Here is a 26,245-nt window from a genome sequence, read left to right as displayed (position 1 = left end):
ACCATAACGAATAGTCATAAACAGTTGTGCTGGCGACAATAGCAAGAGTGAACCACCTGATCCCTTCCCGAACTCAGAAGTGAAACCTCTTAGCGCTGATGGTAGTGTGGGGTTACCCATGTGAGAGTAAGTCATCGCCAGCTCATTATTCAAACACCCCCTAACCAACGTTAGGGGGTGTTTCTTTATTACACATTATAAAATAATGGATGATCAAAGTTTCTTTTAAAATAAATGATATTTTAAATTCGTTTAATTAGACTAATGTTGGGTTTTTATGACTCTATTGTCGGCGGTGGTATGTTAGCGGATTGTTATGAGCTTAATCGGCTTGCAGTTGAATCAATTGCTACTTTATATTTTAGTGTTCTTGGCTGGTGCAGCATCCATTGGCTCGTAAATGTTTCTAGCTCAGTACTATCCACTTACTGTGCATTCTACAGGGACTACCGACACTCATTATTGCAATTGCTGTAGCTTTAATTATGGATGAAGATGAGTCAGAAAAAATTAGCGCAAATAATCCAGTGGTAGTTCAAGCCCAATTTTTAAATCTAGAGTTATGCTGAGTATGAATATGTCTATCTAGGTGTTCAGCCTATTTTGTGATACCCCTAACCATTCAGTTCGGGGTATTTTTTAATAGACTATTTGGTTTTTATAAGCGCTAAGTTTTAAAAATAGTGTTTAAAATGTAAACAAATTTAAAATAATACCGTCAATTATAGGGTCATACGGCATATTTTATCTATGTTGATAGGTATAGATCACAGATATATCCAAAACCTAGTCATGGTCTGACTTTGACTCCATTATACCTGCGTTCTATAGTAATTTTATCTTGATTAAAAGGTAGACAATTTAAGCAATTCTGAGAGGAAATAGTTCGATTATAAGTATGGTTAGAACTTCAATCTTTAAGGAGGCAAGCCTGTCATCTAACAGAAAAACCTAAAATTAACATCGTAATTATCTGAGTTTGTAGACATCAATTAAATTTAGTAATTGACTCAGATTCAGGGTAAATGATGATTTGGTCATTCGTTCAGGAGGATGTGGTAGGATCAAAAAAAAATTAAAAATCTAAGATTAATTGGTCATGCTTCATGAGACGAAGGAGGTAAAGTTCTATTTTAATTCAAAATTTTTCTGTACGTAATTTTAAAAATTTAATACATGAGTTCCTTATTATTGAATCACATTATTGTTTAAGAGGTCATGCCGTCATGACCTTTTAAACATCAACTTAAGGAGTTGGTTATGAGACGATATGTACTTTCTTTAAGGATTTTAGTATTTGAAATCAGTAAGGTGAGGCTATTCCCATGGGCACAACATTAACACTAAATTCAAGATTACTCGCGATTATCGCACAGCGAAATCCTAGCATTTATGACATTGTTATACCGCGTTTTACTTATCCATCTGCTGAACCTTGGATCATCGGTAAATATTCTCCAGTTGCAGTGAATCCGCAACCGCTGCCACCTTCTGAATTGGGTGCACTCGTTGCCTCTGAATTTATACAGATGGTTTGGTTTGCAAACCGTTTTGGCTTGGATGCCAGCTTTATTTTGGATGATCTGGATGATTGGTGTCCGACCTATCCAAAGTGGCCAAAAAAAATACCATGGTTAACACCTCAGATTGATCTCCCAAGACAACCTTTTCCAGAACCTCCGCCAGACTGGCTGTTAGATTTTCATCTCGGATTTGCCGCAAGGTTAGCCACAGCTCAACTAGAAGAGAGCATGATTAGTGAGATCGTAACTAAAGCATTCGAACGATCTGCTGCAGTGATTGAATCTGAAAAAATTATGTAAAAATTATGGTGAAGTCACGCTCAATCTCATTCACTTTTTATAATCCTTTAACGTTTTAGAAGTATGTATATTCTGTGGTGTACTCTCCAAGAAATCCTGTTGGGTGCAGGGTTTCTTGGATGTGAAAAACACCATGAAGCACAGATGATCATGCTGTGCTTCATAATTGATAGTTGATGAGTTTATTGATCATTAACTTCAAACCATCTATTTCAAATTCATTGGCTGCAAATGTTTCTTCTTTATTGCGTTTAAAAATATCGCGAATTTCGAGCACTGCATTGGGATCAACCATGCCTAAACTTGAGGTCACTTGACGAATTTGACTGATAGAGCGAGAGCCATTGGTAGATCCATAACCGATAAAAGCGGCGGGTTTACTCTGCCACTCTTTACCAAGATAATCCAAGGCATTCTTAAGGGCGGGGCTATAGCCATGATTATATTCAGGGCTAATAAAAATAAAGGCATCGGCTAAGGCAATTTTATCTGCCCATTGTTGTTGTTTGGGTTGATCATAAATACCTGTGGCAGGAGGATGCGAACCTGAAAACAAAGGTAAATCCCAATGTTTTAAATCAATGAGTTCGATATCAATGTCATGCAGGGCAAAATCAGAAATACAATCTGTGATCCAGTGGGCGACTTTAATGGCTGTGCGGCCTTCTCGGATACTACCAACAATAAGATATATAAGCATGAGGGTTCCATTTTTTATTCTTGTATTTAAATTAACCATTTATGGCATGTTTTCCCAGTCAAACTTTGTTAAGACCTGGTATATGGTTTGAATGCTTATATCTTAAAGATGATAAAAGCATGAATAATGAAGTAATTGCATACCTTTGTGGCATATCTATATATGCAATCGGTTTTGGACAATAAAGCAGCTTTACCGCATTGTGTAAATCTATTTTAGGATGATTTCACAAGTTGGAGGTGAAGCGTGAGCACACAAACTTTAAATATAAATACGGTGGTCGATGAAGCCAAATTTACTCCTTTTCATTGGAGTGTTTTGATTTGGTGTTTACTGATTATTATTTTTGATGGTTATGATTTGGTCATTTATGGCGTTGCCTTGCCTTTATTGATGCAAGAGTGGGGGCTGAGCGCGGTACAAGCAGGTTTACTCGCCAGTACGGCATTGTTTGGTATGATGTTTGGTGCCATGAGTTTTGGTACGTTGTCTGATAAATTAGGTCGTAAAAAAACCATTATGATCTGTGTAGCAATCTTCAGTGGGTTTACCTTTTTAGGCGCTTTTGCTTCCTCACCTGTTGAATTTGGCATTTTAAGATTTCTTGCTGGGTTGGGTATAGGGGGGGTCATGCCAAATGTGGTTGCCTTGATGACTGAATATGCACCAAAACGTATTCGTAGCACTTTGGTTGCCGTCATGTTTAGCGGATATGCGATTGGTGGGATGACTTCCGCTTTATTGGGGGCATGGCTGGTGACAGATTACGGCTGGAAAATCATGTTCATTATTGCAGGGATTCCATTCGTGGCTTTACCTATTATTTGGAAGTTTTTACCCGAATCTTTAATGTTCTTAACCCAAAAAGGTGAAACTGCACAAGTGGCGCAGATTGTGCAAAAAATCAGCCCTGAACAAAACATACATACAGAAACACGCTTTGTATTGAATGACGTCATCGCAGGCGATGAAGCACCCTTACGTGCCTTGTTCCAACAAGGTCGCATGTTCAGTACTCTGATGTTCTGGGTCGCCTTTTTCATGTGCTTACTGATGGTTTATGCACTGGGTAGTTGGTTGCCAAAATTGATGATTCAAGCAGGCTATTCACTCGGTGCGAGTATGTTGTTCCTGTTTGCCTTGAATATTGGTGGCATGGTCGGTGCGATTGGTGGTGGAGCTTTGGCTGATCGTTTTCATCTTAAACCTGTATTGAGTATTATGTTTACTGTAGGCGCTTTAGCCTTGATTTTACTTGGTTTTAATAGCCCACAGGCGGTGTTGTACACGTTGATTGCACTGGCAGGTGCAGCAACCATTGGTTCACAAATTTTACTCTACACCTTTGTAGCACAGTTCTACCCAACCGCAGTACGTTCTACAGGTATGGGCTGGGCATCAGGAATTGGGCGTATTGGCGCAATTGTGGGACCTATTTTGACAGGTGCATTATTGACCTTGCAGTTGCCGCATCAAATGAACTTTATGGTGATTGCAATTCCCGGCATTATTGCTGCCTTAGCGGTATTTATGGTGAACCTAAAAGCTTCTGTCGATGGTAGTACACAACAAGAACAGCCAAACCTAGAGACAGCAAAGCGTTCAATCACAAGCTCATGACCTAAGCTGCATAAAAGAAAAGCTGATTTTAAACACCACCTGATCGAAGCCAAGGCGATAGAAAGGGTGGTGTTTTAATGATCTCAGGCAGCCGCATCAACATGCAGATGTTTAATCTGCATGATTTTGATTTCACAATAAACATAAATTTTTAGATGCTTGTTTTTGTATATATTTTAATCAAGCAAGATGAGTGAAATTCATGGTAAAATGATCGGCTTTCATCTTTGATCTATTTTGGATCTTCCATCTGCCAGCCGAGAATTGCTAGCCATGTCTACTGCTTATACTATGCAGACTGCGCCAAAAGCGTTGTTTGATTACGACAAATATTGGGCGTCATGTTTTGAACCTGCGCCATTTTTGCCGATGTCGCGTGAGGAAATGGATCAACTCGGTTGGGATAGCTGCGACTTTATTTTGGTGTGTGGTGATGCTTATATTGATCATCCCTCATTTTGTTCGGGCATTATTGGTCGTACTCTAGAAGCACAAGGTTTTCGTGTCGGCATTATTTCGCAACCTGATTGGACCAATGCTGAAGCATTTCGCGTTTTGGGTAAACCGAATATCGCTTGGGGTGTGACCGCAGGGAATATGGATTCGATGATCAACCGTTATACGGCTGACCGTAAAATCCGTTCGGATGATGCCTATTCACCAGACAATGTGCCGAATAAACGTCCAGATCGTGCAGCGACAGTCTATTGCCAACGTGTGCGTGAAGCATTTCCAGATGTGCCTGTTTTATTAGGTGGCATTGAAGCCTCTTTGCGTCGTATTGCCCATTATGATTATTGGTCAGACAAAGTCCGTCGTTCAGTATTAATGGATTCTAAAGCGGATTTATTGATGTATGGTAATGGTGAGCGTTCAATCACTGAAGTGATGCATCGTTTAGCCAAAGGTGAAAAAATCCACGAAATTACTGATGTTCGTGGCACGGCATTTATTATTAATAAGCATAACCGCGCATCTAAAGCTAAATTTGTCGAAATTGCATCGAATGATGTGGATGCCATTGGTCGTGTTGATCCGATCATCAATCCTTATGTCATGACTGAAGATTTAGATGGCTGTGAAATTGAAAAAGATAAGGGTAATTCTTTAACCCAATACCAAAATTTTCAAAAAGAACTGGTTGCCAACCCGATTATTCGTGAAGGCGATCAGTTGGATGTAGATACGCAAATTGTCCAGTTAAAAGCAGCACCATCTAAAGCGATTAAGCACAAATTACCACCGCGTGAGTTGGCTGTGATTCGTTTACCTGCATTTGAAGAGGTGGCAGACGATCCTGTTTTATATGCACATGCCAACCGTATTTTGCACTTGGAAACCAATCCGGGCAATGCACGTGCTTTGGTACAAAAGCATGGCGAGCGTGATGTTTGGTTAAATGCACCACCAATTCCGTTAACCACGGAAGAAATGGACTATGTGTTTGATTTACCGTATGCACGTTTACCACATCCGGTGTATGGTGATGCGCGTTTCCCTGCATTTGACATGATCAAGTTTTCTGTGAACATCATGCGGGGCTGTTTTGGTGGTTGTACCTTCTGTTCTATTACAGAACACGAAGGACGCATCATTCAAAACCGTTCAGAAGAATCAATTTTACGCGAAGTTGAAAAAATTCGTGATACCGCACCGGGCTTTACTGGCATCATTTCTGACTTGGGTGGGCCAACAGCAAACATGTATCGTTTGCATTGTAAAGACCCTGAAATTGAAAAGAACTGTCGTAAACCATCGTGTGTTTATCCAGGTGTATGCCAAAATTTACACACAGACCATGCACCTTTAACGCAGTTATATCGTAAAGCACGTGCCATTAAAGGCATCAAAAAGATTCTAATTGGTTCGGGTCTGCGTTATGACTTAGCGGTACTGAATCCTGAATACGTCAAAGAGTTAGTGACACATCACGTAGGTGGTTACTTAAAGATTGCACCTGAACATACCGAAAAAGGTCCATTGTCTAAGATGATGAAACCGGGAATCGGGACCTATGACCGTTTCAAACAAATGTTTGATCGTTTCAGTAAGGAAGCGGGTAAAGAGCAGTATCTCATTCCGTACTTCATTGCTGCACATCCGGGTACAACCGAATACGATATGATGAACTTGGCAATTTGGTTGAAAAAGAATGGTTTCCGTGCCGATCAGGTACAGACCTTCTATCCATCTCCAATGGCTACTGCAACGACCATGTATCACACAGGTAAAAACCCGTTGGCCAAAGTGGCGCGTTATACAGAAAACGTTGATATTGTGAAAGGCGAAAAGCGTCGTCGTCTGCACAAAGCATTCTTGCGTTATCATGATCCAAACAACTGGCCGCTACTTCGCGATGCTTTAAAAGAGATGGGCCGCCAAGACTTGATTGGTAACTCTAAGCAACATTTGATTCCAACCTATCAACCGCAAGGAACCGAAGGTCAGTATCAGTCTGCACGTAAGAAAAACTCGACGGTGGATGGTGATTCGCAAAAGCGTAATGGGGAGAGCCGTAATCAACATGCGGAAAATCAATCACGCCCATCGAACACCAAGAAACATCCTGAACGTGGTCAGATTTTGACGCAACATACAGGTTTACCACCACGCGAAACGGGTGAGAAACGTCCTTTTAATGCAACTGCATCAAAGAAAAGAAAAAATCCGAAAGCACGTGCTTAAGATCGGTAAAAAAGACGCTTCGGCGTCTTTTTTTAGGCTTCAGTTCGTCGGAATTTTCCTGTTCAAGACTTAAGATGAATTGCATCTTGCTTGAGGATTAGGCTAAAGTAATTTTATTCAATTTATGTATGTATAAAAAACATACGAGTTAATTGGCTCGCGTCAAGTGATGTGTGGTCGGTTTTTATAATAATTTCGTCAAGATAAATATCGTTTTTTAACTTGAACGCTTGAATAAAAATAGAGGCGCTATAATCGATTAATGACAAGAAAAATCGATATAAAGCCCTAGGATTATAAGAATAGATTAAAGGAATTAATTTATGAGTATATATTTACTGATTGGACTCCTATTGTTGTTTAGTTTTATGATTTTTAAAAGTTTTAATAATCAATCAAAACAACAAGATAGTGTGCTTAAGCGGCGTGCAGTTTTTAGTTTGAATCAGCAGTTGACCTTTGCACGTTTAAAAGAAATTCTCCCAAGCTACACCATTTTGGCCCATGTGTCTTATGACGCATTGATGACGACCAAATATAGTCGTACTCGAAATAAGTATCGTAATTTATTGGCAGATTTTGTAATTCTCGATGCATCCCATCAGATTGTGGCGATTATTGGTTTAGATGATCCGAATGCATTAAAGCGCTTTCAGCAAACACAGTATAAAGATGCGTTATTAGATATGGCTGGTTATCGTGTGATTCGTTATGACGAAGTGCCGAGTTATCAGCAAATTCGACGGGACTTTTTAGGGGAAATTCGCAAAGAGTGGCGAGAGCCAGATACTCAAGAGTTGGATACGTCTTTGAAAAAGTATAACTTTTATCACAATCATGAAAAACGTAAGTTGAAACTATGGGGTTAAAATCAGCTTGAATGCATGTTCAAGCTGATTTAAGTTCAGATTATTCTGGACGGACGGCAGTCACGGTCATTTCAACCAGTACATCAGGTGTGTACATTTTTGCTTCAACGCAGGTGCGAGGCAGCGCTTGCATATCTGCACACCATGCATCCCAAACTTCATTCATGCCTGCATAATCATTTTCAATATCTTTCAAAAAAATCATGACCGACAAAATATGGCGTTTATCTGTGCCTGCATCGGCCAGAAAACGATCAATAATGTCTAAAGTCTGTTGGGTTTGTCCTTTAATATCGAGACTGGTATCTGCTGCAAGTTGACCTGCAAGATGAACCAAGTTACCTGAAATGGCAATTTCAGAAAAACGCTTTTCGACATGTAAACGTTGAACCGTCATGTGATTTCCATGATGTAAAGAGAACGGTCAGTTTACGTGATCCGTGATGATCTGCAAATGGTGTTTTGTATGACCTATAAAGCAAGCGAAGGGGCAATTTCTTTGCGGAGTCATTGGAAAATATGGTTTGAAAGTGTGAATAACAATAGACAGAATAAGGTTGATACAGTTTGATTTCTTATTGTTTGAATCAGAAGAACAACAAAACCCATGTAATATGTTCAGAATTGCCCTGTAATACTCGGATTGGATCGTCGCGTTCACCACAGGACAACATGCTAAAAGTAAAGGTGATTTTTAGCATTTCAGCGTTTACATGGATAATGTACCGCGTGAAATAGGTTAACCTAAAAATAAAAAAAGTGTGGGATTAATTGTTGTATTTTTATTCTTTTGTTTAAAAAAGACACAAAATTGGACTTACCAGAGACTTAGTTGGGGTAGATCATTAGCAGGGTTTAATTGGTAGACACCCACACCGATCAGGCGGAATTGATATTCGGCAGGAATATACATTTCACTGAGTAACAGGTCTAAAACTTGGGTCAGTTCTGCAAGATTATTTAAAGGCGTTTTAAAACTTTTGCTGTGCTGAAGAACCTGAAAGTTTTTTAATTTGAGTTTGACGGTTACTCCGCGTGCCATAAGCTGTTTTTTATTTAAACTTTCCCAGACCTGCGCCGTGAGTTTTGCCCAATAGGGTTGGCATTGTTGTAAGGTAAAATCATCATCAAATGTGGTTTCTTTGGAAATTTGCTGCCGTTCACGCTCCACCTGTACAGGACGTTCATCAATGCCTTGTGCATATAAAAATAATTGGTGACCATACTTACCAAAATGATGAGTCAGGGTACTTTCCTCAATTTTCTGTAAATCGCCCAAGGTTTCCAAATGCAGTTGTCGCAATTTTTCTTGAGTAACTTTTCCGACGCCTGGAATTTTTTTGAGGGCCAAATGCTGAATAAAGCTTTGTACTTGGTTGGGTTTAATGACACAGAGCCCATCAGGTTTATTCCAATCCGAGGCAATTTTTGCCAGAAATTTATTCGGTGCCACCCCAGCCGAAGCAGTTAGACCCGTCTTTTGGAAAATTTCGGTACGGATACGTTGCGCCACTTCGGTTGCACTAGATAAACCATATAAATTTTCGGTAACGTCCAGATAGGCTTCGTCTAAAGATAATGGTTCAATCAATGGCGTATAGCATTGGAAAATTTGGTGAATTTGTACGGAAACTTCACGATATTGATTAAAGTTGGGTTCAATCACCACGACCTGCGGGCAGAGTTTTCTCGCTTGGGTCATGGACATGGCGGAACGTAGCCCAAATTGTCGTGCGGGATAAGAGGCTGCGGCAATGACTGCACGCGGATGATGCGATGAAATCACCACAGGCAAGTGTTGCAGATCGGGACGATCACGTAATTCTACCGATGCAAAAAACGCATCCATATCAATATGTATGATTTTTCTCATATCACCCAAAACTAATGCACCACTGTTCAAGAGTATGGCATGCCCCAGCAAAGCTGTGTAGCACTACAGCAATTAGCACGACAGAATATGACGGCGAATAGCGCTAATCCGTGAATGGGTCATAAAAAAGTTTTTAAGGTGTGGTGGGCGTAAGCGGTTGAATCCCGTTCTTTTGTAAGAAGATACTCCAGTCATACACTGAGCCATGAAAGACGTTCATATCGACGGGTTTGCTGATGCCCTGAATTGTGCCCTGATTGGTATGTTGCCAAAAGGTCCATTGGGGATTGCCTTTAAGTTCAGGTTGTCCTTGATATTCACGCACCCAAAGCGGTGTATTTTTAAATTCACCTGCTAAAACAATGTTATAGAAAGTTTTTGAAATATAAAAAATTGGTTGTTTACCATAATGCTGTTGTAGCTGATCATGCATAATTTGAATTTCAGTCAGTAATTGTTCTCTGGTATAGGTATTAATACAGCTGCTGTCATATTCCAAATCAATCACAGGTGGCAGGGCATCGGGTTTATTGGGTACAGTTTCAATAAAATTCTGTGCCTGAATTTTGCCATCACGGCAGAGACGATAAAAATGATAGGCTCCAACCAAAAAGCCATGTTCACGGGCTTGTAGCCAATTGTCCTGAAACTTGCGGTCTTTAAAATCGCCCCCTTCGGTGGCTTTTAAATAGATAAACTGGAACTTTTTATGTGGAACCTGTTTCCAGTTAATTTCGCCTTGATGATGGGAGACATCGAAACCCTGTACAGGAAATTCTTGTGCGGAAGCAGTATTTTGATGAAAAATAAAAACATAGAGTATCACAGCAAGACAAACAGTCCCTACGCCAATGCAGGAAGCAATAAAGGAACTGGATTTTGTTATGCGTGTTGATTTGGTCATGCGTGTTTTAATCTCATCAAGTGGCACTATGATAACGCGATCATAAAATTGACTCCATGTGCGTTTTGCAAAAGTACTATAAGCTGCTGTTTTTGGGAATTTTCCAGAAAATTGCAGCAGTGATGATATTGATGGCACCCAGACAGATAAAGGTCATTTGAAAAGCCGTCGTGACCTGTGCAACCCCATAATGTGCGGTAAAGAGGTTAATTAATGTGCCTGCAAGTGCGACCCCAATACTCATAGAGAGCATCATGATCATGGACAAGAAACTGTTTCCACTGCTGGCATTTTGTTGAGACAAGTCTTTCAAGGTAAAGGTATTCATGGCGACAAATTGGGTTGAGTTCAACATGCCACAAATGAAAAAGTGTAGTGTTCTTAGCCATAGAGGTGTATCCGCCGTGGTCAACGCGAAACTGGCGAGGGCACTCCCTACGAGTATGGTATTGACGACCAGTACGGTGCGATAACCAAATTTTTGAATCACAGGGCGTACAATCGGCTTGGAGATCAATGAGCCCAAGACCAAAGGAATCATCATCAATCCTGTGATGAAGGGTTCAAAATGAAACGCCACTTGCAGCATTAAAGGCAGTAAAAATGGAAATGCATTGCCACCTAGTCGTGCAAAAAAATTGCCTAAGATACCAATCGCATAGATGTTGTTTTTAAATAATCGGCTGCGAAACAGGGCATTTTGATGGGTGTGGGCATGATAGGCATAGATGGCTGAGCTGCATAGTCCAAGTCCAATCAAAGCGAGTCCTTGCCAATGACTATGAGCTGTACTGGCAAAGCTTTCAATGCCTAAAGACAGTCCGACCATGGCGATGACTAACCACAGAAAACCACTAAAATCGAAGGCTTGTACGCTGGGTTCAGTGGCATTCGGTAAGGCTTTTAAGGTCACTAAAATGCCTAAAATGCCCATCGGTAAATTAATCAGAAAAATCCAGTGCCAAGTGGCGACTTCAACCAACCATCCGCCTAAAGTTGGTCCAATTAAGGGGCCAATCAAACCCGCCAGACTCATTAAACTCATAGCCGATAAAAATTGATCTCGTGGAATCAGTTTGAGCATGGCTAAGCGACCGACAGGCAACAGCAATGCTCCTCCGATGCCTTGAATAATACGAAATACCAGCAGTTGATTTAGGCTTTGAGATAGACCACAACCCAGTGAAGCCAGCGTAAAAATGATAATGGCTGCTAAATAGGTGTTGCGTACCCCAAAACGATCGGCGAGCCAGCCACTTAGTGGAATGCACGCGGCCACAGCCAAGACATACGCCACCACCACACTGTGCATATTCAGTGGGTCTTCGTGTAAATGTATGGCCATGGCGGGAATGGCAGTGTTGACAATCGTGGTATCTAAAGCTTGCATAAAAAAGCCAATCGACACCAGTAAAACCAAGAGTCGGTATTCAGGTTGTAAGGCGCGATGTGAAATGGCTTGGCTCATAGATTAGAAATGGAATTGATTAATACGCTATGAAAGTCATCATAGCAAAGCAAAAGAATCAGTACTGAAAAAATCACATAAATTAGCAATCAAACTGGTGTCCCCAGATGTGAAAACGAGATTTTGGGCGGTCTGAATATTGGTCAGCTTACTTTTTATGACCTGAAGATGAGGAAATAATCTAGTTAAATTCAATGAGAAAGCTCTCATTCATTCAGAGGCGTGTGCTGCTTGTCACACCAATGTCATTAAAATGAAATAAAAATGTCATAATTTAAGCGCTACCCCACAAGGGTAGATTTTTTTGATAAAGGCTTAGGTGTTATGACAATTGAAATTTTGATGATTGTAGGTTTCTGTTTAGCAGCATACTCAATTGTCGGAAATGATGTGCCACAAACTTTAGGGACCTTTATTTCCTCCAATGCTCACCGACCTTGGTGGGTACTTTGGTTGTATACCAGTAGTATTCTGGTTGTGGTGTTGCTGTATGGCTGGTTTGCTTCAGGGACAGGAGACGCTTCTTATGGACGTTTAGACACCATTCCTTTCCCAGAGACAGGCATTACCTGGCTGTATATTGTTCCCCCTATTTTATTGATTATTTTGACCAAATATGGGATTCCAGTCAGTACCACTTTTTTGGTGCTCACGATTTTTTCTCCGAGTAGTTTAAGCGCTATGCTGACCAAATCGATGATGGGTTACGCCGTTGCGTTTGTGGTCGCGATTTTGGTTTATCGCTTTGTGATGAAAGGGATTAGCATTTATTTAAGTAAAACCCGTCACAAGGAACCTTCACATATTTGGATTGGCTTGCAATGGGTGTCGACCGCATTTTTGTGGAGCCAGTGGCTCATTCAGGATTTAGCCAATATTTTTGTCTATGTCCCACGCCAAGTGCCATTTGAATTCTTAATATTTGGCATTTTGGTGTTTGTGGTATTGCTCGGTTGGATTTTTTACCGTCGCGGTGGAGCAATTCAAAATATCATTGATACCAAAACTGGGGTGGCGGATATTCGCTCAGCCACGATTATCGACTTTATGTATGCCATCATTTTGTTGGTGTTTAAAGAGTGGAGCAATATTCCAATGAGTACCACATGGGTATTCTTGGGCTTGCTGGCAGGCCGTGAGTTTGCGTTGTCCATGCATTTGGCTGAAGTGAATAAATATCGGACTTCACGTAATGTCAGTAAAGATGCCATGAAATTAATGTTTGGCTTGGCCATCAGTGTACTGTTGGCCACAGGATTACCTTGGTTATATCAACACATTTCAGGTTGAAATTTACGCTAAATATTGGCTCAAGCCAGAAAAAAGCGAGCATGAACGGCTCGCTTTTTTCTGGCTAAAATCGATTAAATAACGAAACGCGCAGGAGCTTGTAAGTTCTTTAAGGCATTTAAAATTTGATCTGCATGATTACACACAATCAGTTTGGCGCGATGTTGCGGAGGTAGAAAACCTTCTTGTACAGCATGATCCAGTTGTGCAATCAGGGCATCATAAAAGCCGTTGACGTTATATAGCATCATGGGTTTTTGATGTTGATTAAGTTGTCCCCAAGTGGCAATTTCTAAAATTTCTTCAAATGTGCCTAAACCACCAGGCAAGGCAACAAAGGCGCTGGCACGCTCTGCCATCATAGCTTTACGTTCATGCATGGTTTTGACCACATGTAATTCCGTCAGTCGGTTATGTGCAATTTCATAATCCAACATAAATTCAGGAATCACGCCTACGGTATCACCGCCATGTCCCATCACGGTATCGGCGACTTGACCCATTAACCCAATACTGGCACCACCATAGACCAGACCGAAGCCTTGTTCCGCAATGGCAGTTGCCAGTGCAATTGCCTTTTCTTTATAAATAGGATGATTACCAGAACGTGAACCACAGTAGAGTGCAATGAGGGCTTGAGAAGTTTTCGTTGTTACTTTTTCATGTTCTACATTCATTTTTAATACGCTATTCATCATTCTCTGTTTTACCTTATCACTTTCTTGTTGGCTGCTCTAGCTTATGCAAGAAATATGACAAGACGATGTTGTGTCCTGTTGGTATTTTTGCCTTTATATTGTTGCACCGTGAGACAAAGGATGAACTGTCTGAAAAAAAGATGAATTTCGTGCTGATCTTGCCTATACTGAGCTTCTGTTTTACAACAAATGAATCAACATGAGTCGTGGTTGTTGCCGCATTAGACGAACACACATTTTTGCCATAATAAGAGAGAAGATGCAGAGCCAATCTGCACTTAAACCTTACCTTATTCATCCTGAAATCATGATGAAGGAGAACATTCAATGATTTTTGAGTGGATGTCTGATCCTTCTGCATGGGTAGGCTTAGCCACCTTAGTGGTGCTTGAAATTGTATTGGGGATTGATAACCTCGTCTTTATTGCAATTTTGGCAGAAAAATTACCACCAGAACAACGCAATACCGCACGTATTCTCGGGCTTATTTTAGCTTTAGGCATGCGTTTGATTCTATTGGCATCGATTGCATGGGTGGTGACTTTAACCAATCCGTTATTCCATATTTTCGAACATCCTTTTTCTGGGCGAGACTTAATCTTGTTGCTGGGTGGGGTCTTCTTGCTGTTTAAAGGCACCATGGAATTACGTGAGCGGATTGAAGGCAAGCCTGCCTTAAAGGAAGAAAATCCTGTACATGCGACCTTCTGGATGGTGATTGTCCAAATTGTGATTTTAGATGCAGTGTTCTCCTTAGACAGCGTGATTACCGCTGTGGGCATGGTGAAACATCTGTCTGTGATGATGATTGCGGTCATTATTGCTGTGGGTATTATGTTGTGGGCATCCAAGCCGCTCATGGACTTTGTGAACAGACATCCGACCGTAGTGATTCTGTGTTTGTGTTTCTTGATGATGATAGGTTTCTCTTTGGTGGTCGAAGGTTTTGGCTATCATATTCCGAAGGGTTATCTGTATGCCGCGATTGGTTTCTCGGTCATGATCGAGTTCCTGAACCAAACGGTGAAGAAAAATCAGGAAAAAATGGTCACCACCAACGATTTGCGTTATCGCACAGCTTCAGCGGTGCTGCGTATGTTGGGGGGGAAAAATGCCAGTGATGCACCTGAACATCAAAACGAAGATGTCTTGGCAACCCGCGCTTTTGCTGATGAAGTTTTTGCTCAGGAAAATGGGGTGTATCACAGTGTCATGGTGCAAGGGGTATTGGGGCTTTCCGAACGTCCAGTCAAATCGGTCATGACTCCACGTCCTGAACTGGAATGGCTAGATTTAGATGAAGATGAAGCAGCGATCAAACAGCAATTGTTGAGCATGACCCATTCTCGTTTGATTGTGGCACATGGTGAGCTGGACAATATTGCAGGTGTAGTCCTGACCCATAAAGTCATGAATGAATATATCGAAACTGGGGTATTGAATTTCGAGAAGCATTTACGTGACCCTGTGATCGTCCATGAAAATGCACAAGTATTGATGGTGATGGAACAATTGCGTCAAGCGCCATTACAGTTGGCGATTGTGTTAAATGAATATGGTTCAATTGAAGGGATTGCCACACCAATTGATGTTCTTGAAGCGATTGCAGGTGAATTCCCCGATGAAGATGAATTGGAAACCGCAGCAGAAAGCCTAGAAGATGGCAGTTTGATGTTGGAAGGCTCGACCGATATTCGCCATGTTTCTTTGTTATTGGGCAAAAACTTGGTGGATGACTCAGAACAGTATTCAACTTTATCGGGTTATTTACTGTTCCATTTAGGCCGCTTGCCTGAAAATGGTTCCAGTATTGAAGCCGATGGTTTTATTTTTGAAGTGGTGACGATGGATGGTCATAAAATTGAGAAAGTTCATGTGATTCCAAAACACATCATGGAAAAAGATGATTAACGCTGTAGAAATCCGCGTTTAAACTTCAGTTAAAATAGCCCGCAATGTTCGGGCTATTTTATTGGGAAAATGTATGTCAGAAGAACAATGCCCTTGCGGTTTAGGATTATATGCCGAGTGTTGTCAGCCTTTGCATTTAGGGCAACGGACTGCGCTCAGTGCGGAACAGTTGATGCGTTCGCGTTATAGTGCATTTGCCAAACAGCAGATTGATTATATTGTGCAGACGACCGCATTAGGGCAACAGCAGGCTTTAGATGTCCCTGCCATTAAAGCGTGGAGTGAATCTAATCAATGGTTAGGTTTAGACGTGGTACACGCTCAGGAAAAACTGGACAAGAGCCATGCCCAAGTGGAGTTCAAAGCGCATTATCATGATGGGCAACAAGCTCAAACGCATCATGAAGTTTCACATTTTGTGAAACAGGCAGGGCACTGGTATTTCCTTGATCCGACCACGGAACAAGTGCTGACCATGAAGCAACCCTGTATTTGTGGTTCGGGTAAAAAATTTAAGCAATGTTGTGCACAATTTTTATAACGTTCAGTTTGGATTTGGCTTAGAATAGCCCGCATCTTAACCCTTCAACGGAAGAGCAGGGCGATGTTGCTGACCATAATTTATATTATTGCGATTACGGCTGAGGCCATGACTGGAGCATTGTCTGCGGGTCGACGTAGTATGGATTGGTTTGGGGTGATTCTGATTGCCTGTGTCACAGCACTCGGTGGTGGCTCAGTTCGCGATATGTTACTCGGACATTATCCTTTGACTTGGGTCAAGCATCCTGAATATTTGGTTCTGACTTGCTGTGCCGCGTTGTTTACCATTTTAATTGCCAAGTGGATGCGCCATTTACACAATATTTTCTTGGTGTTAGATGCTTTAGGCCTGATTGGCTTTACCATTATTGGTTGCCAAATTGCCTTGTCGATGGGACATGGTTTTGTGGTTTCCGCGGTGGCAGGCATTATGACAGGGGTATCTGGCGGGATTTTGCGTGACATTTTGTGTAATGATGTGCCATTAGTGTTCCGTCGTGAGCTCTATGCCAGTATTTCATTTGTGGCGGTGATTTGTTATTGGGTCTGTCTAGAAATTGGACTATCTCTAGAGTTGACGGTGATTTCTACCTTAATTTTTGGTTTTTCTTTGCGTCTAATTGCGATTTATTTTGGTCTGGAAATGCCGAAATTTATTTATAAAGATGATGATGCCGATTCTGCCTCTTCAACCGATAAGCATTAATCAACGATTGCAATTTTACCAAAATTTAAAATGACGGTGCCCAAAGCCAAATTTGGGCATATACTTAAAATATAAAATAAATTTCATTTCCCCATCCCTCAACAGAATTTATTAAAATAGACTGCGCGGTATTTTTTCTTCTGCAACAACATGAACATTGCAAAGCAGTACGTTCAGGGTTGTTGTTTTTCTCATCTTTGCTTGAGTCATCGCTATGGATTTAGTTTCACGTGTACAACGTTTACCTGTTGGAAAGTTCCACTATACCTTGTTGTGGGTGATTGGCTTAGGCTGGATGTTCGATGCGATGGATACTGGACTGATTTCCTTTATTCTGACCAAAATGGCAACCGAATGGAGTTTGAGTCCCGCAGAAAAAGGTTGGGCGGTGTCGATTGGTTTTGTCGGTATGGCGATAGGAGCCGTCTGCTCAGGAGCATTGGCTGACCGTTGGGGACGCCGTAATGTGTTTGCTGTGACTTTGGTCACTTATAGTATTGCCACGGCGTTGTGTGCCTTTGCCCCAAATCTGACATGGTTGCTGGTATTTCGTTTTATTGTCGGCTTAGGGCTTGGCGGACAGCTCCCTGTTGCGGTGACTTTGGTCAGTGAATACATTCCTGCACAGGTACGTGGACGATTTATTGTATTGCTAGAAAGTTTTTGGGGACTGGGTTGGTTAGTGGCTGCTTTAGTGTCCTATTTTGTGATTCCAAGTTATGGCTGGCATGTCGCGTTCTTAATTGGCGGTTTGCCTGCACTGTATGTGTTCATGATTTTAAAGAAAGTCCCTGAATCGATACCATATTTAATTAATCGTGGACGGATTGAAGAAGCCCATGCTTTGGTGCAAAAACTGGAGCGTGAATGTGGCGTGGAAGTCATTCAGCAGATCGAAGTAAAACCAGTTGCCGCCAAGCAAAGCGTATCTTTTTCACAACTGTGGTCAAATCCTTTTGCAAAACGTACCTTAATGCTGTGGCTGATCTGGTTTGGCATTGTCTATTCTTATTACGGTATTTTTACGTGGTTACCCAGCCTGTTGGTCAAACAAGGTTATAGCATTGTGCAATCCTTTGAATATGTACTGGTGATGATTTTGGCCCAACTGCCAGGGTATATCGCGGCTGCTTGGCTGGTCGAAAAACTCGGACGTAAATGGACATTGGCGGGTTTTATTGGCTTTTGTGCCTTATCTGCTTATTTCTTTGGACAGGCGAATACCGTCACGCTCATTATGTTTTGGGGCTGTCTGATGTCCTTCTTTAATTTGGGGGCATGGGGCGTACTTTATACTTATACCCCAGAACAGTATCCGACCAATATTCGTGCCTTTGGTTCGGGTTGGGCCTCTGCGATTGGGCGTATGGGCGGCATCGTGGCACCGTTGGTAGTGACGCAAATGATGGTACAGAGCAATGGCTTTAATCATGTGTTTATGATGTTTACCGCAGTCTTGCTTGCTGTAGCATTGGTCATTTTGGTTTTAGGCGAAGAAACCAAAGGCAAAACTTTAGAATCAATTGGCATGTAGAATTGGCAGATAGTTTGAGCGGCAAAATTGTCGCCCTTCTATATTTTGGCTTATTGGCTGAATTTGTGTTAAACCTATTGTTGTGAAAATAAAAAATTATAAGTTGATCATTTATTTAAAAGTGGATAATTTTACGACATCAGAGACCCATTAAGACACAAATTGTCGTAGTAGTAGATGGCACACCCTTGTGCAGTCACAGTCTGAGACTTAGCATAAGAACTTAGATAAAAAAACGATTTGATTAGGATGAAAGGTTGTTATGACTAACCTTGCGCATCACGCAACAGAAAACCGCTCCGTCGCAGAATTTACTGAACGCGCTTACCTCAATTATGCCATGTACGTGATTATGGATCGTGCTTTGCCTCACATTAGTGATGGTTTGAAGCCTGTTCAACGCCGTATTGTGTACGCCATGAGTGAATTGGGGTTGAAACACAGTGGTAAACCGAAAAAATCTGCGCGTACAGTGGGTGATGTGCTCGGTAAATACCATCCCCATGGTGATTCGGCATGTTATGAAGCCATGGTGTTGATGGCACAACCATTTAGCTACCGTTATCCATTTATTGAAGGTCAGGGCAACTGGGGTTCACCAGATGACCCTAAGTCCTTTGCTGCCATGCGTTATACCGAAGCCAAGTTGTCACAGTACAGTGAAGTTTTATTGGCAGAATTGGGACAGGGCACTTGTGACTGGCAAGATAACTTTGATGGGTCATTAAAAGAACCTGTAAATCTGCCTGCACGTGTACCCAACATTCTCTTGAATGGCACCACTGGGATTGCGGTCGGTATGGCGACTGACATTCCACCGCATAACTTGCGTGAAGTGATTAAAGGCACCATTGCCCTAATTCGCAATCCTAATTTAACCGATGAGAAAGTTGCAGAATATATTCCTGCGCCCGACTTACCGACCAAAGCTGAAATTATTACCCCACCAAATGAATTACTCAAAATTCAGACCACAGGTCGTGGTAGCTACCGTATGCGTGCGGTGTACAGCATTGAGAAAAATGAAATTGTAATCACAGACTTACCCTACCAAGTGTCAGGGTCAAAAGTGATTACGCAAATTGCCGACCAGATGCAAGCGAAAAAATTGCCGTTGGTTAGTGATGTTCGTGATGAATCGGATCATCAAAACCCAACCCGATTGGTCATTGTGCTGCGTTCGAACCGAATTGATGCAGAAGCGGTGATGAGTCATTTATTTGCCACCACTGACCTAGAATCCAGCTATCGCGTCAATATGAATATGATTGGTGCAGATGGTCGTCCACAAGTGAAATCGATTCGACGTATCTTGTTGGAATGGATTGAAATTCGTAAAGGAACAGTCACACGTCGCCTGCAATACCATTTAAATAAAATTGAAAAACGCCTGCACATTTTGGCAGGTTTACTCATCGCGTATCTAGATCTTGATACTGTGATTCGGATTATTCGCGAAGAAGACCATCCCAAAGCTGAATTGATCTCGCACTTTGGCATTGATGAAATTCAAGCCGAAGCCATTTTAGAATTGAAATTACGTCACTTGGCGAAATTAGAAGAAATGGAAATTCGCCGTGAGCAAGCAGAATTAGAAGCCAAAGCTGCCATTATTCGTGAACAATTGGCGAATCCAGAATCTTTAAAAACCTTAATTATTAATGAACTTAAAGAAGATGCGAAACGTTTCGGTGATGATCGCCGTTCGCCAATTGTACAACGTGCCGAAGCAACTGCCATTAGCGAGCAAGATTTGATGCCCGCCGATCCTGTCACTGTGGTGCTTTCAGAAGCTGGGTGGATTCGTAGTGCCAAAGGTCATGATGTTGATGCCGAGAACCTGAATTTCCGTGCGGGGGATCAGTACCGCAGTCATGCACAAGGCAAGTCCAATCAAAAAGTCTATATTTTGGATCAGACGGGGCGCAGTTATGCCCTTGCAATTAACAGCTTGCCTTCCGCCCGCGGTTTAGGTGAACCTTTAAGTTCCAAGCTTGCACCTGTGAGCGGTGTTGGTTTCCTACAAGTGCTGATTGAAGAAGATGAATCAGAAATTTTGGCCATGAGCAGTAAAGGCTATGGCTTTAAAACGCAGGCGAAACAACTTGATACCAGTGCCAAAGCGGGTAAAGCCTTCTTGACTGTGCCTGACGATGCCAAACCATTACCGTTATATCCTTTACAGCAAGCGACCCATTTGGCTCTATTGAGTTCAGCTGGACGTTTACTGATTATCGATTTGTCAGAATTGCCAATTCTGAATAAAGGTAAAGGTAATAAATTGATACAACTTGAAGATAAAGATCAAATTATATCTATGACAACACTAAATTTAGATGAAATAATTCAAGTGGTTGCAGGACAACAACAACTTAAAATAAAAGGTGATGATTTACAAAAATACATGGGCAAGCGTGCGACAAAAGGGCAACTGTTACCACGTGGATATCAAAAAGCAAATAGACTGTTGGTTCAGAGATAAAACTAGCATGTATTTGTCGAAATAAGTTATATATGAGGCAGTGTTCGTGAAAATGGATACGGGAATGTGCATTAACAAGCTAAATAAACACACACAAACCCGAAAAAAAAGCTGCATATTTTAAGGACTATAGATTGGAGAGATTGGGATTATGGAAAAGATTTGGTTCGCTGAATACCGCAAGACAGGAATTCCTGAAACTGTAGAATTACCCCCAGAGAACACTTCTTTGGTAGATGTATTTGAGCGTAATTTCCAAAAATTTGGTTCACGTGATGCCTTTATCTTTATGGATAAAGCACTGACTTTTAGTGAACTTGACGAAGCGAGTCGTAAATTTGCTGTTTATCTACAAAGTTTAGGTTTGGCGAAGGGTTCTCGTGTAGCAGTCATGATGCCAAACGTTCTCCAATATCCAGTGGTTGCCCTTGGTGTATTGCGTGCGGGTCTGATACTCGTGAACGTCAACCCGTTATATACTGCACGTGAGCTTGAACATCAATTAAATGATTCGGGTTCTGAAGTTTTAGTGATTATTGAAAACTTCGCCACGGTTTATCAAACCATTATGGGTAAAACACCCGTAAAACATGTCATTGTTGCTTCTGTTGGCGATATGTTAGGGACGTTAAAAGGAACTTTAGTCAACTTTGTATTGCGTTCAGTGCGTAAGCAAATTCCCGCGTGGAATATTCCTGGACATATCCGTTTTAATGCGGCAATGTCAAAAGTCAGCTCAAGCAACTATAAGCGCCCAAATTTAACACTTAGCGATACGGCTGTTCTACAGTATACCGGTGGAACCACAGGGGTTTCTAAAGGTGCGGAGTTAACCCATCGTAACCTTGTAGCCAACTTATTACAGTGTGATGGTATTTTCCAAAGTAAATTTGGTGCTCAAGATGGTCAGCCAGATGACCGTATTTTCTGTGCTTTGCCGCTGTATCATATTTTTGCGTTTATGGTTTGTGCTATGTACGGTATGTATAAAGGTCAAGCCAATGTTTTAATTCCGAACCCGCGTGATTTACCTGCGGTGATGAAAGAATTACGCAAGTATCAACCAACGTTTTTCCCAGCAGTGAACACTTTATTCAATGCTTTGGTCAATAATGAAGAATTTAAACAGCTCGACCACAGCAAGCTTAAAATGGCAATGGGTGGTGGTATGGCTGTACTTCCTTCGACCGCAGCAGCGTGGAAGAAAGTTACGGGCACGAACATTATTGAAGGTTATGGCTTGTCTGAAACTTCACCAGTCGCAACGGCAAATCCACCTGCTTCAGATGAATTCAGCGGTACGATTGGTATTCCATTACCGTTAACCGACATTGCAATTTTAGATGATGATGGCAATCCAGTTGCGTTGGGTGAGCAAGGTGAAATCTGTATTCGTGGCCCACAGGTTATGAAAGGTTACTGGAACCGTCCAGATGAAACAGCCAAAGTGATGGTGAATGGTTTCTTCCGTACGGGTGACATCGGTGTAATGGATGATCGTGGCTACACCAAAATTGTAGACCGTAAAAAAGATATGATTTTAGTGTCTGGTTTTAACGTCTATCCTTCTGAAATTGAAGAAGTAATTGCAAAGCATCCGAAAGTTCTTGAGGTTGCTGCGATTGGCGTCCCTGATGAAAAATCAGGTGAAGTACCAAAATTATTTGTTGTGAAAAAAGATGCCTCTTTAACTACTGAAGAAGTTCTTGAATTTGCGAAAGAAAACTTAACGGGTTACAAACGCCCACGTTATGTTGAGTTTATGGAAGAATTACCAAAATCGAATGTAGGTAAAATTTTACGTAAAGATTTACGTAAAACTGCATAAGATTCCGCCTGTCTAAAAAAAGCGCCTTGGGGCGCTTTTTTTATGGCATTTACTTATTTTTTCTTCATCAGCCAGCGGTCGAAATAAGGGCGTCCTACACCTACAATACCAATAAAAATAAAGATGGTGCCGAATTGGCGGCTAAAACCTGAACGGTTAAAGCTGCTATAACTCAGGAAATTATCGACCAAACAATAAATGAGGGTAATCAGGACCCAATGCCATAAGGGGAGGTGACGAATGCCCACAGCCCAAAAGGCAACCCAAAGTAAAACAAAGGTACATACCGTCGACCAGATGTTCATGTTGGCACAAATGACGGTCAGTAAAAAAGCAACAATAGGGAACACAATAGCGAGTACACGGTCCATCTGCCGTTGATGTTGGCGTTGTTTTTCCAGTTCATCGAACAGTTTGTGCTGCTCCGCATTAAATGACATAGATATTCCCGAATGGCTTGGTAATCAAAACACTATATTTAACAAAAAATATTCTAAAATTGCCATGCTATGATAAGGCTAATTAATACTCTCACGAGAACTCAATTGATGCACAGTATTAGCGGTATTGTCTATCTCATCTTAATTGCATGTTTATTACCTTATGTTTTTAGTTTTATTGCCAGACTTACGAGTGGTTTTCGGGTCAAAGATAATCATTATCCGCGTGAGTTTTTGAACAATTCAACAGGTATTGCTGCACGTGCCAATGCCGCACAACAAAATAGTTTTGAAGGCTTACCTTTATTTATTGCTGCTGTTTTAATGGCGGAATATATGGTCGTGTCACAATCTGTGATTATGACTTTTGGTATTGCTTATTTGGTCTTACGCGTGATTTATGGGGTCTGTTATTTGGCCAATTGGGCGACATTACGTTCAATTGTCTGGTGTTTGTCCTTATTGTGTCCAATTTCATTATTGATCTTGGTGATCAAACTCAGCTAATGAACGTGCATATTCCCTATTTTTACGAGGCAGATGTATAATCGCTCCGTGATTAAACCGAAGACCTTAATTTCGGTTTCAATATAATTTAAATCGTTAAAGAGTTGATGCTATGAGCTACAGCAATATCCCAGCGGGTAAAGATGCACCAAATGACATTTATGTCATCATTGAAATTCCTGCAAATGCAGCACCAATCAAATATGAAATTGATAAAGATTCTGATGCTTTATTTGTAGACCGCTTCATGGGTACAGCAATGTTCTACCCAGCGAACTACGGTTATGTACCAAATACTTTGTCTGAAGATGGTGACCCGCTTGACGTACTTGTCGTGACTCCACATCCAGTTGAGCCAGGTTCAGTCATTCGTTGCCGTCCTGTGGGTAAATTGAACATGGAAGATGATGGCGGTATTGATGCGAAACTTATCGCTGTACCACATGAAAAATTAACTCCAATCTATAAAGATGTTCAGGAATATACTGATCTTCCTCCGCTTTTAATCCAGCAAGTGGAACATTTCTTTGCTCACTACAAAGATTTAGAGCCAGGCAAATGGGTGAAGTTAACAGGTTGGGAAGGTTCTGAAGTTGCTAAGCAAGAAGTGCTTAAAGCCATCGAAGCTGCAAAATAATCCTCTCAAGGATTGAGGTTGAACTTTATTTTGTAAAGTTTAACCCATAAAAAAACCTGCACATTGTGCAGGTTTTTTTTAGATCTCTGAAAACGTCTTCAAATTAGAAGAATTTTACAGGGACATCTAACCAGATACGCCATTCGTTGGTGTCACCGATGTAGTTGCTTTGGTAGTTGTCACTTGCACGGTAGTATGAGTGACGTAAACGTAAGCTTGCATCTTTAGCAAAACCAGATTGAACTGTGTATTTCACTTGGTTAAAGAATTCACGTTCTTGTTCATTATCACTGATCATAGTTCCTTTATTGTCAGTTGCTTTGATGTCCCAACCATAAACGAACGCAGTTGTCCAAGTTAAACCAGGAACATTCATACCAGCAAAGTCATAGGTGTATTGGAGTTGAGCCGATTTTTCATCGTTACCAATAAAGTCAGAAAGATAAGAGTTAGGTAGGTAGATACTTTGACCACCATCAGCATTCTCACCGTAGTCATAACCAGTATTGCCACTGTTTTGTTGGTAAGCCAACATCACGTTGTGGTTGCCAGTGTTGTATGTACCAGAAACTGCGAAGATATCGTTTTTACGATCAGAAAGATCATCAGTAATTTGTGAATACGTATTGCCTTCTTTATCCCACTCAGTGTGATAGCCACTGAAGTCGTATGTTAAAGAGCTATTATTTGCCAAAGCTTGTTTGTAATTGGCATTCACATAATGGCGTTCAAGTGCATTTTTGCTATCTAAGCCATAGTAAGATGCATTTAATTGATCATTAAACTTATATTTAGCACCCCAAACGACAGCGCTGTCTAAGTGACGACCATCAGTTTCGATTTGGTCTGAATATTGGTCTTTAGTGAATTTACCCGCAGTTAATTCTAAACCGTTAATTTCACGGCTAGTCGCTAATACACCTTCAAAGTATTCAGGGACTAAACGAGCAGTATTACTTGCAAGTACAGGTAAGTCGAGTACTTGAGTACCATAACGGACTTCAGTGTTAGAGATACGTGCTTTTACGATACCGCCACCACGACCCCAATGGTCATAAGCAGAACCATCGTTATGCTTAGGAATCATTTGGTTGCCAGCATTTTTGTTTTCGCCCAATTTGAATGAGCCATCACCAATCACGCCCACACCAAAACCGACAATACCTTGGGTATAACCAGATTCAATTTTAACCATGGCAGTTTGAGCAGCTGAGCTGGTATCTGCTACGCCATGTTTTTTGTCACGAGATAAATAACCAGTGCGGAACAACACTGATCCTTCAGCATCTTCGACAAATCCTTTTGCTTCACTTTGTTCGCTTGCATAAGCTGTAGTAATAAGGGCAGCCTGAATTAATACTGCTAATGTAAGTTTTTGCGCCTTTGGCATAAGAAACAACCTCAAAAAAAGATAGATTCAGAATTTCGTTTTTTGGCATAACTCGAAATTTTAATAAATTGTATAATTAATCTATAAAAAAGATAGATTTTTATTAATTTTATTTCATTCTTGTTACCAGCTACTTGACGAAATTGCATTATTGTTATCTAGGAAAGGATAACCATATTTTATATATAAGCTATTCATTCATAATAAAATTATATTTTACTGAATGGGAAATTATTCTGTTTTATGTTTCGATCAAACATAGAAAAATCACATATTCTTTTGTTTATTTTTTCTTCAATATCGACCTGATTGATTGTTTTTTATGCAAATTATGTCT

Annotated in this window: 21 protein-coding genes, 1 rRNA gene and 1 pseudogene; 15 read left to right on the top strand and 8 right to left on the bottom strand. The window is 41.0% G+C overall.

Features of this window, described 5'->3' with window-relative positions; genetic code table 11:
• The first annotated feature begins 28 nt into the window (after positions 1–28).
• The 3 genes and pseudogenes from rrf (at position 29) to E0H82_RS14125 (ending at position 1,823) form a co-directional block, all read left to right on the top strand.
• Positions 29–143 (top strand): 5S ribosomal RNA (gene rrf, locus E0H82_RS14135).
• Positions 144–310: 167 nt separating this feature from the next.
• Positions 311–569, top strand: a pseudogene (locus E0H82_RS16705) (aromatic acid/H+ symport family MFS transporter); the annotation flags it as partial.
• 756 nt (positions 570–1,325) lie between these two features.
• Entirely contained in the window at positions 1,326–1,823 is a 498-nt protein-coding gene (locus E0H82_RS14125) for a hypothetical protein (RefSeq protein WP_131265389.1), read from the top strand.
• 160 nt (positions 1,824–1,983) lie between these two features.
• Here the strand turns inward: E0H82_RS14125 and E0H82_RS14120 are convergent, their stop codons facing one another.
• Positions 1,984–2,523 (bottom strand): NADPH-dependent FMN reductase, encoded by a 540-nt coding sequence (locus E0H82_RS14120; RefSeq protein WP_131265388.1) that lies wholly within the window; start codon positions 2,521–2,523, stop codon positions 1,984–1,986.
• Between the two features lie 246 nt (positions 2,524–2,769).
• Between E0H82_RS14120 and E0H82_RS14115 the strand changes: the two genes are divergently transcribed.
• The 3 genes from E0H82_RS14115 (at position 2,770) to E0H82_RS14105 (ending at position 7,697) form a co-directional block, all read left to right on the top strand.
• Positions 2,770–4,143 (top strand): MFS transporter, encoded by a 1,374-nt coding sequence (locus tag E0H82_RS14115; RefSeq protein WP_131265387.1) that lies wholly within the window; start codon positions 2,770–2,772, stop codon positions 4,141–4,143.
• A 273-nt stretch (positions 4,144–4,416) separates the two neighbouring features.
• Positions 4,417–6,828 (top strand): YgiQ family radical SAM protein, encoded by a 2,412-nt coding sequence (locus tag E0H82_RS14110; RefSeq protein ID WP_131265386.1) that lies wholly within the window; start codon positions 4,417–4,419, stop codon positions 6,826–6,828.
• Between the two features lie 323 nt (positions 6,829–7,151).
• Positions 7,152–7,697, top strand: coding sequence for a DUF2726 domain-containing protein (locus E0H82_RS14105; RefSeq protein ID WP_131265385.1), 546 nt, complete (start codon positions 7,152–7,154; stop codon positions 7,695–7,697).
• Positions 7,698–7,737: 40 nt separating this feature from the next.
• Here the strand turns inward: E0H82_RS14105 and E0H82_RS14100 are convergent, their stop codons facing one another.
• The 4 genes from E0H82_RS14100 to mdtD all read right to left on the bottom strand — a co-directional run bounded on the left by E0H82_RS14100 (position 7,738) and on the right by mdtD (position 11,942).
• Complete coding sequence (locus E0H82_RS14100) at positions 7,738–8,094, bottom strand: RidA family protein (protein ID WP_131265384.1); 357 nt, start codon at positions 8,092–8,094, stop codon at positions 7,738–7,740.
• A gap of 420 nt (positions 8,095–8,514) precedes the next feature.
• Positions 8,515–9,570: a DNA polymerase IV gene (gene dinB / locus E0H82_RS14095; protein ID WP_131265383.1), complete on the bottom strand. Its 1,056-nt coding sequence runs from the start codon at positions 9,568–9,570 to the stop codon at positions 8,515–8,517.
• 133 nt (positions 9,571–9,703) lie between these two features.
• Positions 9,704–10,474 (bottom strand): GH25 family lysozyme, encoded by a 771-nt coding sequence (locus E0H82_RS14090; RefSeq protein WP_131265382.1) that lies wholly within the window; start codon positions 10,472–10,474, stop codon positions 9,704–9,706.
• Positions 10,475–10,550: 76 nt separating this feature from the next.
• The gene (gene mdtD / locus E0H82_RS14085; RefSeq protein ID WP_131265381.1) at positions 10,551–11,942 is read right to left on the bottom strand and encodes a multidrug transporter subunit MdtD; all 1,392 of its coding nucleotides are present in this window, start codon (positions 11,940–11,942) and stop codon (positions 10,551–10,553) included.
• A gap of 324 nt (positions 11,943–12,266) precedes the next feature.
• On the opposite strand from mdtD, the gene E0H82_RS14080 reads away from it, so the two are divergent.
• Entirely contained in the window at positions 12,267–13,232 is a 966-nt protein-coding gene (locus tag E0H82_RS14080) for a hypothetical protein (protein WP_131265380.1), read from the top strand.
• Between the two features lie 74 nt (positions 13,233–13,306).
• On the opposite strand, the gene E0H82_RS14075 is transcribed toward E0H82_RS14080, so the two are convergent.
• Positions 13,307–13,927, bottom strand: a complete 621-nt coding sequence (locus tag E0H82_RS14075; RefSeq protein ID WP_131265392.1) for a TIGR00730 family Rossman fold protein — start codon at positions 13,925–13,927, stop codon at positions 13,307–13,309.
• A gap of 330 nt (positions 13,928–14,257) precedes the next feature.
• Here E0H82_RS14075 and E0H82_RS14070 point away from each other — a divergent pair, with 330 nt between their 5' ends.
• The 6 genes from E0H82_RS14070 (at position 14,258) to E0H82_RS14045 (ending at position 22,934) form a co-directional block, all read left to right on the top strand.
• Positions 14,258–15,841 (top strand): TerC family protein, encoded by a 1,584-nt coding sequence (locus E0H82_RS14070; RefSeq protein WP_131265379.1) that lies wholly within the window; start codon positions 14,258–14,260, stop codon positions 15,839–15,841.
• A 73-nt stretch (positions 15,842–15,914) separates the two neighbouring features.
• Positions 15,915–16,382 (top strand): YchJ family protein, encoded by a 468-nt coding sequence (locus tag E0H82_RS14065; RefSeq protein ID WP_131265378.1) that lies wholly within the window; start codon positions 15,915–15,917, stop codon positions 16,380–16,382.
• A gap of 63 nt (positions 16,383–16,445) precedes the next feature.
• Complete coding sequence (locus E0H82_RS14060) at positions 16,446–17,090, top strand: trimeric intracellular cation channel family protein (RefSeq protein ID WP_131265377.1); 645 nt, start codon at positions 16,446–16,448, stop codon at positions 17,088–17,090.
• 214 nt (positions 17,091–17,304) lie between these two features.
• On the top strand, positions 17,305–18,624 hold the full coding sequence (locus E0H82_RS14055; protein ID WP_131265376.1) for an MFS transporter: 1,320 nt from the start codon (positions 17,305–17,307) through the stop codon (positions 18,622–18,624).
• A gap of 262 nt (positions 18,625–18,886) precedes the next feature.
• Positions 18,887–21,106, top strand: coding sequence for a DNA topoisomerase IV subunit A (gene parC, locus E0H82_RS14050; protein ID WP_131265375.1), 2,220 nt, complete (start codon positions 18,887–18,889; stop codon positions 21,104–21,106).
• 151 nt (positions 21,107–21,257) lie between these two features.
• The gene (locus E0H82_RS14045; RefSeq protein ID WP_131265374.1) at positions 21,258–22,934 is read left to right on the top strand and encodes an AMP-binding protein; all 1,677 of its coding nucleotides are present in this window, start codon (positions 21,258–21,260) and stop codon (positions 22,932–22,934) included.
• A gap of 53 nt (positions 22,935–22,987) precedes the next feature.
• On the opposite strand, the gene E0H82_RS14040 is transcribed toward E0H82_RS14045, so the two are convergent.
• A complete protein-coding gene (locus E0H82_RS14040; protein WP_131265373.1) occupies positions 22,988–23,374 on the bottom strand; it encodes a hypothetical protein in 387 nt (128 codons plus the stop codon).
• Between the two features lie 108 nt (positions 23,375–23,482).
• Between E0H82_RS14040 and E0H82_RS14035 the strand changes: the two genes are divergently transcribed.
• Both E0H82_RS14035 and ppa read left to right on the top strand, forming a co-directional pair.
• Positions 23,483–23,881 (top strand): MAPEG family protein, encoded by a 399-nt coding sequence (locus E0H82_RS14035; protein ID WP_131265372.1) that lies wholly within the window; start codon positions 23,483–23,485, stop codon positions 23,879–23,881.
• A gap of 112 nt (positions 23,882–23,993) precedes the next feature.
• Positions 23,994–24,518 (top strand): inorganic diphosphatase, encoded by a 525-nt coding sequence (ppa, locus tag E0H82_RS14030; RefSeq protein WP_131265371.1) that lies wholly within the window; start codon positions 23,994–23,996, stop codon positions 24,516–24,518.
• A gap of 103 nt (positions 24,519–24,621) precedes the next feature.
• On the opposite strand, the gene E0H82_RS14025 is transcribed toward ppa, so the two are convergent.
• The gene (locus E0H82_RS14025) at positions 24,622–25,908 is read right to left on the bottom strand and encodes an OprD family outer membrane porin (RefSeq protein ID WP_131265370.1); all 1,287 of its coding nucleotides are present in this window, start codon (positions 25,906–25,908) and stop codon (positions 24,622–24,624) included.
• Between the last annotated feature and the right edge of the window lie 337 nt (positions 25,909–26,245).

Source organism: Acinetobacter sp. ANC 4910, assembly GCF_004331035.1.
In the GTDB taxonomy this organism is placed as follows: domain Bacteria; phylum Pseudomonadota; class Gammaproteobacteria; order Pseudomonadales; family Moraxellaceae; genus Acinetobacter.
The sequence above is the reverse complement of the archived record's forward strand: the minus strand, read 5'-3'. Positions and strand labels throughout refer to the sequence as shown.